Source organism: Amniculibacterium sp. G2-70 (assembly GCF_014353055.1).
GTDB classification, from domain to species: Bacteria; Bacteroidota; Bacteroidia; order Flavobacteriales; family Weeksellaceae; genus Amniculibacterium; species Amniculibacterium aquaticum.
Window position 1 is genome coordinate 816,451 of the sequence record NZ_CP060698.1, and the last position, 15,214, is coordinate 831,664.

14 protein-coding genes and 1 tRNA gene are annotated in these 15,214 nt (G+C 36.9%); 5 read left to right on the forward strand and 10 right to left on the reverse strand.

Going from position 1 to position 15,214, the window contains the following annotated elements:
- Nucleotides 1–31: 31 nt before the first annotated feature.
- Nucleotides 32–1,477, forward strand: coding sequence for an MFS transporter (locus tag H9Q20_RS03720; RefSeq protein WP_187478330.1), 1,446 nt, complete (start codon nucleotides 32–34; stop codon nucleotides 1,475–1,477).
- A complete protein-coding gene (locus tag H9Q20_RS03725; protein WP_187478331.1) occupies nucleotides 1,467–2,555 on the forward strand; it encodes a DUF3810 domain-containing protein in 1,089 nt (362 codons plus the stop codon). The genes H9Q20_RS03720 and H9Q20_RS03725 overlap by 11 nt, the downstream gene beginning before the upstream one ends.
- 716 nt (nucleotides 2,556–3,271) lie before the next feature.
- Here H9Q20_RS03725 and H9Q20_RS03730 read toward each other — a convergent pair.
- The 7 genes from H9Q20_RS03730 to greA form a co-directional block, all read right to left on the reverse strand.
- Nucleotides 3,272–3,345, reverse strand: a tRNA-Met gene (locus H9Q20_RS03730).
- Nucleotides 3,346–3,385: 40 nt separating this feature from the next.
- Nucleotides 3,386–4,684, reverse strand: a complete 1,299-nt coding sequence (locus tag H9Q20_RS03735; protein ID WP_124641493.1) for a peroxiredoxin family protein — start codon at nucleotides 4,682–4,684, stop codon at nucleotides 3,386–3,388.
- An 80-nt stretch (nucleotides 4,685–4,764) separates the two neighbouring features.
- A complete protein-coding gene (locus H9Q20_RS03740) occupies nucleotides 4,765–4,986 on the reverse strand; it encodes a signal peptidase (protein ID WP_124641495.1) in 222 nt (73 codons plus the stop codon).
- Nucleotides 4,987–4,995: 9 nt separating this feature from the next.
- Entirely contained in the window at nucleotides 4,996–6,975 is a 1,980-nt protein-coding gene (locus tag H9Q20_RS03745; RefSeq protein WP_187478332.1) for a T9SS type A sorting domain-containing protein, read from the reverse strand.
- 81 nt (nucleotides 6,976–7,056) lie between these two features.
- Nucleotides 7,057–8,238, reverse strand: a complete 1,182-nt coding sequence (clpX, locus tag H9Q20_RS03750) for an ATP-dependent Clp protease ATP-binding subunit ClpX (protein WP_124641499.1) — start codon at nucleotides 8,236–8,238, stop codon at nucleotides 7,057–7,059.
- Between the two features lie 136 nt (nucleotides 8,239–8,374).
- A complete protein-coding gene (locus tag H9Q20_RS03755; RefSeq protein WP_124641501.1) occupies nucleotides 8,375–8,764 on the reverse strand; it encodes an HIT family protein in 390 nt (129 codons plus the stop codon).
- Between the two features lie 14 nt (nucleotides 8,765–8,778).
- The gene (gene greA / locus H9Q20_RS03760) at nucleotides 8,779–9,249 is read right to left on the reverse strand and encodes a transcription elongation factor GreA (RefSeq protein WP_124641504.1); all 471 of its coding nucleotides are present in this window, start codon (nucleotides 9,247–9,249) and stop codon (nucleotides 8,779–8,781) included.
- Nucleotides 9,250–9,352: 103 nt separating this feature from the next.
- Here greA and H9Q20_RS03765 point away from each other — a divergent pair, with 103 nt between their 5' ends.
- The 3 genes from H9Q20_RS03765 (at nucleotide 9,353) to H9Q20_RS03775 (ending at nucleotide 11,104) form a co-directional block, all read left to right on the forward strand.
- On the forward strand, nucleotides 9,353–9,802 hold the full coding sequence (locus H9Q20_RS03765) for a hypothetical protein (RefSeq protein WP_124641506.1): 450 nt from the start codon (nucleotides 9,353–9,355) through the stop codon (nucleotides 9,800–9,802).
- A gap of 3 nt (nucleotides 9,803–9,805) precedes the next feature.
- Complete coding sequence (dtd, locus tag H9Q20_RS03770; RefSeq protein WP_187478333.1) at nucleotides 9,806–10,255, forward strand: D-aminoacyl-tRNA deacylase; 450 nt, start codon at nucleotides 9,806–9,808, stop codon at nucleotides 10,253–10,255.
- 72 nt (nucleotides 10,256–10,327) lie between these two features.
- Nucleotides 10,328–11,104: an FKBP-type peptidyl-prolyl cis-trans isomerase gene (locus tag H9Q20_RS03775; protein ID WP_124641510.1), complete on the forward strand. Its 777-nt coding sequence runs from the start codon at nucleotides 10,328–10,330 to the stop codon at nucleotides 11,102–11,104.
- Between the two features lie 45 nt (nucleotides 11,105–11,149).
- Here H9Q20_RS03775 and H9Q20_RS03780 read toward each other — a convergent pair whose 3' ends face one another.
- The 3 genes from H9Q20_RS03780 to paaZ are packed head-to-tail and all read right to left on the reverse strand — an operon-like array spanning nucleotide 11,150 to nucleotide 15,180.
- Nucleotides 11,150–11,914, reverse strand: a complete 765-nt coding sequence (locus H9Q20_RS03780) for an enoyl-CoA hydratase/isomerase family protein (protein WP_124641512.1) — start codon at nucleotides 11,912–11,914, stop codon at nucleotides 11,150–11,152.
- A gap of 26 nt (nucleotides 11,915–11,940) precedes the next feature.
- Complete coding sequence (locus H9Q20_RS03785) at nucleotides 11,941–12,630, reverse strand: SMUG2 DNA glycosylase family protein (RefSeq protein WP_124641514.1); 690 nt, start codon at nucleotides 12,628–12,630, stop codon at nucleotides 11,941–11,943.
- A 57-nt stretch (nucleotides 12,631–12,687) separates the two neighbouring features.
- Nucleotides 12,688–15,180 carry a phenylacetic acid degradation bifunctional protein PaaZ gene (paaZ, locus tag H9Q20_RS03790; protein WP_124641516.1) on the reverse strand — a complete coding sequence of 831 codons (2,493 nt, stop codon included), beginning with the start codon at nucleotides 15,178–15,180 and terminating at the stop codon, nucleotides 12,688–12,690.
- Nucleotides 15,181–15,214: the final 34 nt, after the last annotated feature.

Genomic DNA, 15,214 nt, shown 5'->3' on the forward strand with positions numbered 1-15,214 from the left:
TTTTTGCATAACATTAAATTAAACAATAAACATGTCAGATTATTCTAAGCAAACCAATTGGGGGCAATTCATACCTCTTGTTACGGTTTTTTTCTTTTGGGGATTTGTTGCAGCCAGTAACGATATTTTAATTCCGGTTTTCAAAAAAGAGTTCAATCTCAGCCAAGGGCAGAGCCAATTGGTATCTTTGGCCTTCTACATTGCTTATACGGTAGGTTCACTCATCTATATGTTTATTTCAAAAGGCATCAAACAAGATTTGATCAACAAAATCGGTTACAAAAACGGGTTAATCTACGGTTTGCTGATCTCCGCATCCGGGACTTTGTTGTTTTATCCTGCAGCCAATATGGGATCGTTCGTCTTAATGATTACCGGACTTTTTATAGTTGGCCTAGGATTTTCATTACAACAAATTGTCGCCAACCCTCTTTCCATAGAGGTTGGTCCAAAAGAAACCGGCTCACAGCGATTGACCATGGCCGGAGGAATTAACAATCTTGGAACGACAATTGGACCGTTAATTGTGTCTTTTGCAATCTTTGGATCTGCAACTGCCAGCAACACAGAAGCCAGTATAGAATCGGTAAAAATCCCGTATCTAATTCTTGGAGTTGCCTTTATTTTGGTTGCAATTTTATTAAAATTCTCCTCACTTCCTGCCGTAACGCCAACCAATTTGGAAAATACAGACGACAAAGAAGAAGGACATCACAAAACCTCGGCACTTCAGTATCCGCAATTAATTTTAGGGATGATTGCCATATTCCTTTATGTTGGTGTTGAAGTATCAACAGCCAGTAACCTACCGGCATATATGGAGAACAGTTTGGGATTCGAAACCAAAGAGATTGCTCCTTTCGTATCTTTATATTGGGCTTCTTTGATGATTGGCCGATGGACAGGAGCCGTTGAAGCTTTCGATTTCAGTTTAAATCTAAAAAAAGTTTTAAGATTTCTAGCTCCGTACTTGGCTTTTTCAGTGTTTTTATTGGTTAATGCCATTGCAAAGCACGATTTGTCTCATTTTTATGTGTACGGATGGATTATTTTAGCCATTATTATTTGCGACATCTTAAGCAAGGGCAACCCAGCAAGAATGTTGCTTATATTTTCGATTGCCGGCATTACAGCACTGATTATTGGAATGATGAGCAGCGGCATGACTTCCGTATATGCATTTACCAGCGTTGGGCTTTTCTGTTCTACACTTTGGCCTTGTATTTTTGCTTTGGCCATTAACGGATTAGGAAAACACACCAACCAAGGATCCGGATTGTTGATTATGATGATTATGGGAGGTGGGTTTATCTCTTGGCTACAAGGAACGATAGCCGATGCAACCAGCATACATTTTTCTTATATTGTTGGGGTTATTTGTTTTGCTTACCTCGCATTTTACGCCATACAGGTTACAAAAATCTTAAAAAAACAAGGAATAGAATTAGAAAATGCCAGCGTAAAAAATGGACATTAAAAACACATATTTTAAATACAATACATTAATTTGGGCAGGTCTTTTACTTGCCCAAATTTGTTTCTTTTACTTCATATCGAAAAGTCAAAAATTATTAAGTTTTCACATTTATTTTTTTGAATGGCAAAAGGCCGTCCATCAGAAGATATTTTCATGGATCCCTTTCTCCATCGGAGATGTATTTTACATCATTTTAGGAGTATACATTCTGGGCATCTTCATAAAGTCATTTAAAAATAGAAAGAAATCCTTCAAACAGATTTGTATTTTATTGAACATCTGCTACCTCACCTATCAACTCATTTGGGGCTTGTTGTATTTTCAACCACCGATTATTGAAAAACTGCCTGAAGGTAAAAGCAACTTGAATGACATAAAAAGATTAACTGAAATATATTTTAATAAATGCATTGCCGATCGAGCCTTGATCCACGAGAACCATGCTGGAGTTTTTAAAATTAAAAATATAGACTCTATAAAAAAAGAGATATTAAACTCACAAAAATCAATTCCAAAAAAATTAATCAACCTATCAACTACGGAAGTAAAAAGTATAAAACCCAGTCTATTTGCAGATTTCATGAGCTATACCGGTATTTTGGGTTATTACAATCCTTTTACCGCCGAGGCGCAGTTCAATAACAATATCCCAGACACACAAATCCCTTTTACCCTGTCCCATGAAAGCGCACATCAGCTTGGTATTGCAAGAGAAGAAGAAGCCAATTTTGCAGCATTTTTAATGGGAAAAAACAGCCAAAACAATGAACTGAGGTACAGCACCCATTATTTTGTTCTGAAAAACCTATTAATTCATCTACAAAATTACGACCCGGAGTATGTAAAGAAAATGGTATCTGAATTTCCTGTTGGGCTAGAGAAAGATTTTATGGAAGAAAAAGCGTTCTATAAAAAGCATGAAGGCTTATTAAACACTGTATTTTACATCACCAATGACTGGTTTCTAAAAAGCAATCAACAAGATGGAAGCATTAGTTATTCGTACTTCATAGAACTCTTCATCAGGTACGAAACAAAAGAACTGCGTTTCACAACGCAGTTCCAAAAACACAAATGATGAAAAAAAAATTTATTGCTTTAAGAACAATAGCTTTAAAGCACTCCAAAATTACAACATATATTCATATCTTCCAAATAAAAAATATGAATGAAAATTATAGCATTTTCTTAATTAAGACTTTTTCATCCTTATGACAGAACTATTCAAACTAATTATCTTTTTTCATTTGAAATAATTCATTAAAACCTCAATTAAGAGGTATTATATTTTTTTGATAAAATTAAATAAAAAAAGAATCACGTTTCACAACGCGATTCCAAAACACAAATGATGAAAAAAAATTTATAGTCTGGAAATATTTAACTATCCCCATTTGACTACAGCAAATATAAAAGAAATAATGAACAAAACAAATAGTTTTATCAAAAATATTCAAAGAAAAAATAAATAATTAGGAACATATGATTCAGAACACAAAAGCTCAGACCGTACTATTTTCATCAAAACACGAATAATTTAGAATAGACTCATTATTTAACCTCCCTCAACGAGTATAAAATAAGCATAAGAATATCACAAGTAAGAAAAATAGTATTTTATAAACATGATCTGCAAATTTCATTTCGTTTTTACACAAAGAATTAAATTTTCACATTACCAAAAAATAGGAAGTACTGTAGAACGACTATTCGAATACCTGGTACTGAAACTTGGTCGATATTCATCAAAATAAGAAACAAAAAAAAGACTTCCTAAATATAGGAAGTCCTTTGTAGCGAAGACGGGAATTGAACCCGTGACCTCAGGGTTATGAATCCTGCGCTCTAACCAACTGAGCTACCTCGCCTCGGTTTTGAGTGGTGCAAATATAGAAACTTTTTTTTAACCTACAAAGCTTTTTTTAAATTAAAATACTTCAAAACATCCTGAACATGGTCAGGTTTATCAACAATCTTATTATTTTCATCCAGAATGAAGAATGTTGGCGTTGCATGCACATTATAGGTTTGTACAAATTCGCTATTCCAACCTTTTAGTTCTGAAGTATTTACCCATGGAAACACAGAAGCTTTTTGCAAATACACCGCTTTATCAGCATCTAATGAAAAAGCGATAACTTCGATATTCATTTTTTTCAAATTATTATACTCTGCATATAAAACTGGCAATTCCGTCTCACAATGCGAGCAAGTCGATGACCAAAAAACGATTACTTTATGCTTTGCTTTAACTTGATGCAAAGATTTCTCATTAGAATTTAGTGTATTTTGAAAAACATAATCTGGAAACACAGCACCCATCTCTGTATTTTTATTGAGTTTTAAAGTCGTCGCCAACCGGTCGGTTATGGTACACTTAAGATTTGCAGCTTGTGTGAGGTACTTTTCCTTTAGAGCCGACATCCCGTACACATCAAACAGATCGATCAATTCTGATAACACCACCTGACCTCTAGTTGTTTCTACATTTAATTTTAAAAGCAGTTTGTCTATAGCTGAGTCCACATTGGTTTTAGAACCGGAATTAAGAAACAACAGTAAAATTGGCCTTAGCAACGATGAACTTTCGAGATAATCACTTGAGTTTATTATAAAATGCGCCAGATCATCTTGAGAATTTATTTTACCCGCTGGATCTTTAAGTACATATTTATGATAATTAGTATTATAATACGCTACAAAAGGGTGGGAAGCAGCATCTATATCCATTTTACCATTAAGACGGTTTATTTCCTTGTCTATTGCCGTTTTAAAATCTGATTTTTGGGTATAATACTCTCCCATTTGATATAAAGCCGGAAGTATAATTTCTCTTTTCTGTTCAACTTCTTGTACTTGATCCATCAGTTTGTTAGACGCATCATTATAAAATACCTGTTTTATTTTTTGCTGATCCGAATCAAAATTTAAATCAACATTCTTGTTTTCAGAGATCATGTTTAAAGAGGCATTTACTTCAGGGAAATATACTTTGAGCATTCCTGTATATGCTTGTGGCACAGAAAAAGACCATTGATTATTCTTTTTTATGGTTTTACCAACAATAACATCCTTAGACCCACTAAGCGTGTACAATATAGCTTCTTTAGCAGAAAACTTCTCTGGTGCTTTGACATCCACTTTAAACTGAGAAAATAGTGTCAAACTCATTAATCCAAATAATCCCGTAAATATTTTTCTTTTCATTTTTAATACTTAATTTTCTAATTTGTAAATATAAAAAAACCCACAGTAAACTATGGGTTTTATAATAGAATTAACAAACTTTATGCTTTATTAATTTTCATTCGTTTGGTAAAAACTAAGATTAGAACAAAAGCAACAAATCCTAGAATTAACAAATACATATCAATCGGCGATGCTGGTGCACCTGGTGTTGTCGGACCGCCCCCCCCTGATGGTGGTGGTGGTGGTGCTTTATAAAAGTCAACACAAAATACTATAGCCAGTAAACTAAGAAATAGTTTATTAAATATTTTTTTCATCATAATGGTATTTTATCTTATTATTTTCGCATTTACTTTTACTCCACTCTCAGATATTACGGAAACAACATATGCTTTATTTCCTCTTGCCAATTCAATAACAAAATCTTTATTTGCATTAACTTTATTAGAAGTAATTACCAATTTACCACTCATATCATACACTTTAACATCCGCAGTTTTCCAACTTGGGTCAAATCTCACAATAAAGTTATCAATTTCAGGGTTATAAATTACTTTAGTTCTTGAGTGCTTAACATCAGCATCATTTACTGCTAGCGAACTTGTCGGTGCTCCGTAGTACAAACTAACATCGCTTCCTATGGTAGGGTTAACCGTTACAGGTATTGTTTGACCTTGTGTAATTTGCTGTGCCGTACCATTTTCTAATTTATAATAAAACGCTAAACCGGTAGACAATAAAGATGAACCCATTGGAATGTATTGACCTTCTTCTTTTACCCAAAACCTAAGTGATTTCACTAATGAACCGTACAAGGCCATTGGAATTGCTTTCCCCGTAAAATTAAGTTCATTTGCTTCGTTGATATACAACCAATAAGCACTGGTATAATTCAAGTCGTAACCTCCATTTACAGGATCTTCTTCAAAAGTTCCAATTACATTAGTACTTGCTGCGGCAACCTGCATTGTCGTATTACTCGAGTGTCCGGTAACCGCATTGGGAGTCACCACATAGTAAGTTCTTCCGATTTCTTTCCCAAATTCATCAAGGGCAGTAACCGCCAACTCTTTAGTTGTTCCAGGATTATTTGTTCTGGATGCAGTAACATCATAAGTTGATGCCGTTCTAGGTAGATATCCGAATCTTCTTAAATTATCAAAATTAATAGAAGAACCCGCATTGTTATTTTTTAATTTAATAGAAAAAACACTCATCGGTCTAATAACTGCCCAATCGGAGTCTCCAACCAATGAAGATCCACTCCAAGTTACAAATTTAAACAAACCAGAACCACCACCTACACTTGGAGAATAGGAAACTGTTCCTTCTGATTGTTCTAAACGAATTCCGTAAATATTGGGTATGTAATTAGGATCTCCACTTACAAAAAGTCCTTTCAAATCCAAATTGGTCATATAAGGATTACCAAATTGGTACAAGTTTCTACCGTAATTACCTTGCCAAGCAGTTCCTCCAATTGCAGCTTGCAATTCAAAACCATCTTGAACATAAGTATTGTACTTTTCGTTATAGGCATTAATATTATTACCTCCTGCTCCCCAAACTATTCCATTACCCGCGTTTTGCAATGTAACAGAAGTTGAGTTATTCGCATAAGGTCTACCAACAATGGTTTTTACATTATTAAAATTAACTGAAGTATTTTTATTTCCTAAAATATAGTAGGCTGAAGGATCCGATGTCAATGTTGCAATAGGAGCTCCATCAAAAACCACATTGGCATTATTGTACTTCAAAATTTCATTCATCGACCATCTTTGATCAGTAAAAGTCTTATTCAATTCAGTACCAGAGGATAAAGATTTCAATTCTTTACCGAAAAATGGCATTGCTACCTGTTGATAAGTACCGTGATTCACATTGGCATGTTCTTGGTTAACAACCCCTTGCACATTCGCTTGAGTTAATCCTTGAACATACAATTGTCCGTAGGTGTATTGATCAGGAAGCAATGAGTTATTAGGCAAAGCATAATTGGCAGGCGTATTCAGTTTATTCTCAAAAACACCTCCTGCATTATAACCACTTCCTGTAGTATATACTCGATTGTTTCCAGAAGCGTCCAATGTTTTGAAAACATCAGTACTTGTCCCCACCAACATCACATCTCCATGGTTTTCCCAATTACCTGTATCTTTCAATTGAAGACCTCCACCGTTGTAAAACAAGGCTCCTTTACCAACATATACCTTCCCCGCTTTGTCCACATGGGTGAGTACTTGCGCTTGTGCTAAAGCTGACAGTCCTATTGTCAGAAGACCGATAGCAAATAAAATTCTTTTCATTTCAATATGTATTTGTGTTAATAACTACACTATATTCCACTGACAAATTTACTCATATTTTTGAAAATCACAAAAATATTTTCATATTTTCACATTATCCTTTGTTAAAATGATTTCATCTACTTCATCAATATTGAACATATACTCTTCCAATACTTTTTCAGTAGTACCTCTTAATCCTCTTGCTCCAAGTCCTTTTTCAATGGTTTCTTCTACAATTTTTTCTATGGCTTCGTCAGAAAATTCGAGCTTCACCCCATCCATTTTGAACAATTCTACAAATTGATTAACAATGGAGTTTTTGGGTTCTTTCATAATCCTTACCATCGTTTCTTTGGTTAGTTTATCCAAATAAGTAATGATAGGAAAACGCCCTAAAAGTTCCGGTATCAACCCAAAAGAGCGAAGATCTATCGCATTAATCTGACTTAAAATATACTCTTCTTCGTCGGTTTTATTGATTTTTTCAGAAGAAAATCCAATCGCTTGCTTGTTCAGTCTTCTTTCGATGATTTCTTTGATCCCGTCAAAAGCACCTCCAGCAATAAACAGAATATTCTGCGTATTCACCTGAATGTATTTTTGATCCGGATGCTTCCTTCCTCCTTGTGGCGGCACATTAACAATGCTTCCTTCCAAAAGTTTCAACAACCCTTGCTGAACGCCCTCCCCAGAAACATCTCTTGTTATACTTGGATTGTCCGATTTTCTAGCAATTTTATCAATTTCATCAATGAAAACAATACCTTTTTCTGCTTTTTCCACATCGTAGTCGGCTACCATCAAAAGTCTGGACAAAATACTTTCCACATCCTCACCCACATAACCCGCTTCTGTAAGTATGGTCGCATCTACGATACAAAACGGAACATTCAATTCTTTGGCTATGGTTTTGGCTAAAAGTGTTTTACCTGTACCGGTCTCACCAATCATGATGATGTTGGACTTTTCAATTTCTACCTCTCTATTTTCATCTGCAGCATGCAACAATCTTTTGTAATGGTTATACACTGCGATAGACAATTGTTTTTTCGCCTGATCTTGCCCAATAACATAATGATCTAAAAAAGTTTTGATCTCTTTGGGTTTCTTTAGATCTGCCAAACTTTTTGCAGGAGCAAATCCGGACTTAGAATTGTTTTCTAAAACGATGGAATGCGCTTGCTCTATACAGTTTTCACAAATAAAGCCATTTTGTCCCGAAACCAGCATTTGTACATCTTTTCTTTTTCGTCCACAAAATGAACATTGATTTGAATTCATATAATTATTAATGATATTATTATTTACCCACCACAATCCGTGGAATCTGGATTCAATTATTCTACAAAATTATTAAAAAAATATCTTTCCGTTAGGCCATTAACAATAAAAACCAGAGGTTAGTCTGGTTTTTATTTTAGTAATTTAGTATCTTATTTTGAATTTCAACATATTCTGAATCACTAAATTTCAATCTTGAATTAGCAAAATTAAGATCTGCCATTTTTTCTATAGGCACCAGATGGATATGAGCATGCGGCACTTCTAAACCGACCACTGCGACAGCAATTCTTTTGTCGGGATAGGTCTTTTGCAATTTTTTCGCTACTTGTTGCGCATAACCCCACAAATTTTTAAAATCTTCATTTTCCAAATCAAAAATCAGATCCACCTCTTGTTTTGGGATTACTAAAGTGTGCCCTTCAACCAAAGGCATTGCATCCAAAAAAGCCAAGTGCTTTTCGTCTTCGGCAATTTTATAAGAAGGAATATCGCCTTTTATAATTTTTGTGAAAATGCTGCTCATATCAATTTGTGAATTTACAATAAAATTTCTAAAACTTCGAAAGAAAGTTTATTTCCATTGGGCAAGGAAATCTCAGCCGTCTCACCGACCGCTTTTCCCAACAATCCCTTTGCAATTGGTGTATTAATAGATATTTTACCCGATTTCAAATCACTCTCATTATCCGGAACCAAGGTGAATTTTTGCTCGGCTTTGGTAGCGTTATTCATCAATCGAACCGTGGTCAATATGGAAACCTTTGATGTGTCCAATTGTGTTTCATCAATTACTTTAGAATTGGCGATCATATCCTTCAGTTTAGAAATTTTCATTTCCAACATGCCTTGTGCTTCTTTTGCTGCATCGTATTCAGCATTTTCCGACAAGTCGCCTTTATCTCTAGCCTCTGCAATTTGCTGGGTAACTTTTGGTCTTTCTACACGCTCCAATTGTTCTAGTTCTACTTTCATTTTTTCCAGACCTTCATTAGTAACATAAGTTGCCATAATAATAAAATATTTTCAGTGTGTATAAAAAAATAATCCGACATTTGCCGGACAATGTATCTGTTGTTTCAATTTGTTTCACAAAGATATAAATTATTTTCAAATGAAAAAATTAAGCACCTCATTATTCTTTTTATTTTTTTTGATTTTCAGCACCTTAAACCACAGTTCTTGCAGCAGAACCCAAGAAACGGTAAGCTGTTTCCCGGAGGTTAACATACAGGTTATGCTCAACCTAAATCTTCCGGCCTACTATCCTTTGCAAAATGTTGGTGGATGGATCTATGTGAATGAACAAAGCGCCGGAACCCGAGGGCTAATTGTGGTTAGGACTTCAACAGGATTCAAAATTTACGATAGAAATGCGCCACACATTTGTCCGGACAGCAGCACCACATTGGAAGTGAAAGACAACATCAAAATCCTTTGTCCAAAAGACGGTGCCGAATGGATTTTATTGACCGGTCAACCGACGAACATTTCTTCTGTCCCCCCAAAAACCTACCATTATAACTACGACAGCAGTTCGAACATTTTAAATATTTTTAACTAAAACATGAAGGCCGTTATACAACGCGTAAGCGAAGCGCAAGTTAGGGTTGATGGAAAAATTGTTGGCGAGATCCGTCACGGATTGGCTCTACTTATAGGCATTGAAGAGAAAGACACAAAAACCGATGCCGATTGGCTCATACAGAAAATTATTAATCTAAGAGTTTTTGGTGATGAAAAAGGAAAACTAAATCTTTCCGCACTCGATTGCAACGGTGAGATCCTGTGCATCAGCCAATTCACCCTTATTGCCGACTACAAAAAAGGAAACCGTCCTTCCTTTATCCGAGCTGCCAAACCCGATATTGCCATTCCCCTATTTGATTATTTTAAACAAGAAATTTCAAAATCAGGATTAAAAATAGAAAGCGGAATCTTTGGTGCCGATATGAAAGTCTCATTGATTAATGACGGACCGGTCACCATTGTAATGGACAGCCAAACAAAATCGTAATATTTTTTATACCATCTAAAAAAAATCAATATTTTTGTTCACTTTAATAATTCAAATTAACCAATATTATATATGAAAAAGACCGTTCTAGTTTTATCCATTATGGTTAGTGCAATTTCTTGCGCACAAAACTCTAAGACCCCTGAAAAAACAAACATTGCAGCTCTTGATCCAGCAACGATGACCGATGACCAAAAAGTATCGTATTATCTAGGTATGAATGTTGCCGAAAGCTTCAAAAACCAAGGATTAAATGTTGACCCTGAAATTTTTGCACAAGCTTTTAAAGACCAACAAACGGGTGCTAAAAAACTTTTAGACCCTGCTGGCATGAACAGTTTCATGATGGAGTTCTCCAAAAAAATGAACGATAAAAAAATTGCTGAACAAAAAGTAAAAGCCGAAGAAAACCAAAAGAAAGCTGTAGAAATTCTTGAGAAAAACAAGAAAAATCCAGCCATAAAAACGACGGCTTCTGGCTTGCAATACGAAGTTATCAAAAAAGGAACCGGTAAAGAAACCCCCAAAGCATCCGACTTGGTAAAAGTACTTTACACCGGAAAATTACCTGACGGAACGGTTTTCGACTCCACAGACAACAGAGGAAAACAACCTTCTGAATTTGCTTTGGGAGGCGTTATAAAAGGATGGACAGAAGGAATACAATTGATGAACAAAGGTTCTCAGTATCGTTTTTACATCCCTGCTAATTTGGCCTATGGCGATAACGGTGCAGGCGGCGTTATCCCTCCTGGTGCTCTTCTGATTTTTGATGTCGAGTTATTGGACTTCAACTCAGGAAACCCTCCAACTACTCCACCACCACCAGCAACTCCAGCTAAAAAATAAAAAACAAGCCCTATTCAAATTTATCTGAATAGGGCTTTTTAAATTTTATTTCGCTCTCAACCTTTCCTTGATGGCAGTGATGTTTTTCTTGGCCGAATCTTCCAAAATCAAACTCGCTGACATGTGTATTCTTGCCGGCATCAGTTCATCAAAATGATCCGTTCCTTCCCAAGATACTTTTTTGATTAACGCCAAAGCATCTTCACTTCTGCTGGATAATCGCGTCATGAATTTTTCCAATTCGGCATCCATTTCTGCAATATCTTTACCTACAAAATGATAAATATTGTGCTGTTCTGCCCAATTTGCAGATCTAAATCCTGCATCGATTGCCATGGCTGAAAACTGAGATTTCCCAATTTTTCTCTCCACATACGGACCGATCACAAAAGGGCCAATTCCTAAATTGATCTCGGTTAAAGCCAAAGCCGAACTTTCGGTGGCAAAGCAATAATCGGCACCGCAAGCAATACCAACGCCACCTCCTGTGGTCTTTCCTTGGACTCTTACCACCACAATTTTCCCACAATTTCTCATGGCGTTCAAAACTTTGGCAAAACCTCCGAAGAATTTTTTAGAAGTTTCAAGGTCTTCAATTTCCAAAAGTTCGTCAAAACTAGCTCCAGCACAAAAAGCTTTCTCACCAGCCGATTTCAACAAAATGGCTTTCACTTCTTTTTTTGCACCTTCTTCCAAAATGGTGGTAGCTAATTTTTCTAAAATTGCTCCCGGCAAAGCGTTACTTTTCGCAGTCCCAAAGGTAATTTCGGCAATGTTATTCTTAAATTCTGATTGTACAAAATCTTCCATATTTTTCTTTTAGTTCTTATAATTTTTTAAATCTGTCCTGTTAGTGTCAATAGATATCGGTCGATATACATTTCTTTTTCCTTGGATTTGTATTGTTGTATGTATCGTGGATGATCCAAAACCTTCAGCGCTCCAAAGAGTTTTTCTTCTTGATTAATTTTTTTTAGAAATTCGGCATTCTTTTTTCCCAAACAATAAACCGTGTCCGTCTCCAACCCCAAAGCGATGTGCTTTTTAATGCTTTCTATCATGAAGGGTTTTACAGCGGCAAAAAGCTCTTTGTCATCGTAATAATTGGCATTTACCCAATCGGTTTTGGATTTTCTGACAATGGCCAACGGAAAAGGAGAATTGATGTAAAAATCTGCATAAAATTTTTCGGGACCTCCAAAGGCTTCTATCATATCGTATAGAAAAACCGATGAAACCTCATGCGTCCTTGCCGATTTCATCGTTATCCCACAAACCGTCTCCAATCTTTTGGTATCGGTAAACGGAACACCCGTCACACCGGCACCGTGCCTGCTGGGATTGATCCCAATGATGAATTTTCGATGTTGATGATCGTTGTAAAATTTTTTGTAGAACGCTTCCATCACCATCAAAGTTTCGGGATTGTCCAAATACGGATTGAGCACCCCAAAACCCTCAGGTAGTTCATCATGAAATTCTAAATTCTTGTTGAATGCTACAACTTTTTCCCCAAATGTTTTCATTGAATAACACCAAAACCTTGTCGAAAGAACCTCCAACAAGGTTTTTAGCATTTATTTTTAGATTAGACCAAATTGTTCGAAATGATGGGTGAAATGTTTTCTGTGGAACAATTCCATCATTTCTTTATTCAATTTACCAAAGACAAAATGCAGATGTTCAGCCTGTGGATGTTCTCTGTAATACACCAAAAACTCTTGCACTGCGGTCATGAAAGCTGTTTTTGAAGCATCCAAGTTTTTGTATTTCAAAGCGGGTAAAGAGCCATCCTCTGGCAAGAAAGGAGCAGGATAGTCTTTTGGCATCTTCCTGAAAGTGTACAAAGAATCTTGGAATTTTTCCAATTGTTCTTCAGGGGTATAGCAAGTTTGCACTTCTGGTTTTCCCATACTGTACAACAAAGTTTCTTCCAAATGTTCCAGCATTTGCTGAGCCGTCATTTTTCCCCAAAGCGGTTGGGTGTTATCCGTCAATCCATTAATAATTTTTTGGATCTTGTCTTTTTTGAAATCAACAAAAGGAGATTTTTTAGCCACCAAAGTTAGAATTGTTGCAACGCAAACCACCTCATCTCTTTGGTTCACCACTTCTACCAACCATTTTACCACACCACTTGGGATGTTTCTGCCTTTTACACCGCGGTTAATTTTTTCTTTTGCCGTAAGATATACCGTGATGGTATCACCGGCATAAACAGGCTTGAAGAACGAACAATTTTCTAGACCATAATTGGCAATTACCGGTCCTTTTTTTCCGGAGACAAACAAACCGGCAGCAGCAGAAAGGATAAAATATCCGTGAGCAACGGTTTTGTCGAAAATGGTATTGTTGAGTGAAGTTGCATCCGTGTGTGCATAGAAATGATCCCAAGACACATTGGAAAAATTCACAATATCGGCATCGGTAACCGTTCTACCGGCAGTTTCCAAAGAATCTCCAACTTCAACTTCTTCAAAGTATTTTTGGAAAGGATGCTTGTCTGCATATTTTTTCTCGGCACCTTGAGTGTAAATTTTTGTAATGGCGGTAAGCACATCCGGAGAACCTTGAACGGCTGTTTTTTGTAGGAAAAAATGCAGACCGTTCAGTCCGCCCATTTCCTCGCCACCACCGGCTCTTCCCGGTCCACCGTGCATCAAAGTCGGTAATGGAGAACCGTGACCTGTACTTTCTTTGGCATTGTCTCTGTTCAGCACGAAAATTCTACCGTGCGAAGAAGCCATTTTCCAAGAAGTTTCGGCGATAAATTGGTCATCGTGAGAAATGATGGATCCCACCAAACTTCCCTTTCCTCTTTTGGCAAGAGCAGCCGCTTCTTCTGCATCTTTGTACGGCATGATGGTAGAAACCGGCCCGAATGCTTCCACATCGTGGGAAATATTTTTAGAAAAAGGACTGTCGTTCAGGAATAATTTTGGAGTCATGAAGGAGCCATTTTCATAATCGGCATCTATCAAATCGTGCTTTCCATCGTAGATCAGTTCGGTTTCGGATTTTAGGAGGTTAATTTTTTCCAGCACCTCGTTGTATTGGTCTTTCCCCGCCAAAGCACCCATTCGGGTTTCTCGGTTGAGTGGATTTCCTATTTTTACTTTGTCCAATTCTTTAGAAAGTGCAGATTGCACATCGCCCACTAAGTTTTCCGGAACAATAATTCTACGGATGGCGGTACATTTTTGTCCAGATTTTGTGGTCATTTCGTTTTTCACCTCACGGATGAATAAGTCGAATTCTGGTGTGCCGGGTTTTGCATCTTTACCCAAAATAGAACAATTGAGGGAGTCGGCTTCCATGTTAAATCTAACGGCATTTCCTGAAATGGAAGGCATGGCTTTTAGTTTTTTTCCGGTGGATGCCGAACCTGTAAACAATACCGAATCTCCGTCTTGCATAAAATCGAGCATATTGCCGGCGCTGCCGCAGATAAGTTGAATGGCTCCTTCCGGTAAAATGCCACTCTCAATCATATCTTGGAAAACCGCATGGGTAAGGTACGAAGTAGGCGTTGCGGGTTTTACAATACTCGGAACACCGGCCAAGAGCGAGGTTGAAAGTTTCTCCAACATGCCCCAAACCGGGAAGTTGTATGCGTTAATCTGTACCGAAACCCCTTCGGAAGGAGTTAAAATATGAGTGCCCAAATGCGTACCGTTGGCTGAAATTTTCTGCACATCGCCGTCCACCCAGAAAGGAGTGTTGGGCAACATTCTTTTTGCCAAACCCGAATAGGTAAAAAAAGTTCCCAATCCGCCTTCGATATCCACCCAAGAGTCGGTGTGTGTTGCTCCGGTTTTGTAGGAAATTTCGTAGTATTTTTTCTTTCTTTCCAGAAGATAGAGGGCAACTTTTTTCAGCATTTCGCCACGATCGTAAAAGGTCATGGAAGCCAAATTTTTGTAGCCAACGGTTCGGCCATACTCCAGAACTTGGCTGAAGTTGATGCCGCTGGTATCTGCGATGGCTACTTGCTCTCCGGTTACGGAATTGAAGAGCGTTGTGCCTTCTTTATTTCCTTCGGTCCATTGTCCGTAGGTATAGTTATTAAGTTTCATATTGTTTTTTGATTTTATATTCTTGTTATTTTGT

Excerpts from the sequence above, each read along its gene's own strand:
- dtd (WP_187478333.1), top strand. The coding sequence starts at position 9,806 with ATGAAGGCCGTTATACAACGCGTAAGCGAAGCGCAAGTTAGGGTTGAT.
- H9Q20_RS03720 (WP_187478330.1), top strand. The coding sequence starts at position 32 with ATGTCAGATTATTCTAAGCAAACCAATTGGGGGCAATTCATACCTCTT.
- H9Q20_RS03745 (WP_187478332.1), bottom strand. The coding sequence starts at position 6,975 with ATGAAAAGAATTTTATTTGCTATCGGTCTTCTGACAATAGGACTGTCA.
- paaZ (WP_124641516.1), bottom strand. The coding sequence starts at position 15,180 with ATGAAACTTAATAACTATACCTACGGACAATGGACCGAAGGAAATAAA.
- H9Q20_RS03780 (WP_124641512.1), bottom strand. The coding sequence starts at position 11,914 with ATGGAAGATTTTGTACAATCAGAATTTAAGAATAACATTGCCGAAATT.
- H9Q20_RS03765 (WP_124641506.1), top strand. The coding sequence starts at position 9,353 with ATGAAAAAATTAAGCACCTCATTATTCTTTTTATTTTTTTTGATTTTC.
- greA (WP_124641504.1), bottom strand. The coding sequence starts at position 9,249 with ATGGCAACTTATGTTACTAATGAAGGTCTGGAAAAAATGAAAGTAGAA.
- H9Q20_RS03785 (WP_124641514.1), bottom strand. The coding sequence starts at position 12,630 with ATGAAAACATTTGGGGAAAAAGTTGTAGCATTCAACAAGAATTTAGAA.
- H9Q20_RS03740 (WP_124641495.1), bottom strand. The coding sequence starts at position 4,986 with ATGATGAAAAAAATATTTAATAAACTATTTCTTAGTTTACTGGCTATA.
- H9Q20_RS03755 (WP_124641501.1), bottom strand. The coding sequence starts at position 8,764 with ATGAGCAGCATTTTCACAAAAATTATAAAAGGCGATATTCCTTCTTAT.
- clpX (WP_124641499.1), bottom strand. The coding sequence starts at position 8,238 with ATGAATTCAAATCAATGTTCATTTTGTGGACGAAAAAGAAAAGATGTA.
- H9Q20_RS03735 (WP_124641493.1), bottom strand. The coding sequence starts at position 4,684 with ATGAAAAGAAAAATATTTACGGGATTATTTGGATTAATGAGTTTGACA.
- H9Q20_RS03725 (WP_187478331.1), top strand. The coding sequence starts at position 1,467 with ATGGACATTAAAAACACATATTTTAAATACAATACATTAATTTGGGCA.
- H9Q20_RS03775 (WP_124641510.1), top strand. The coding sequence starts at position 10,328 with ATGAAAAAGACCGTTCTAGTTTTATCCATTATGGTTAGTGCAATTTCT.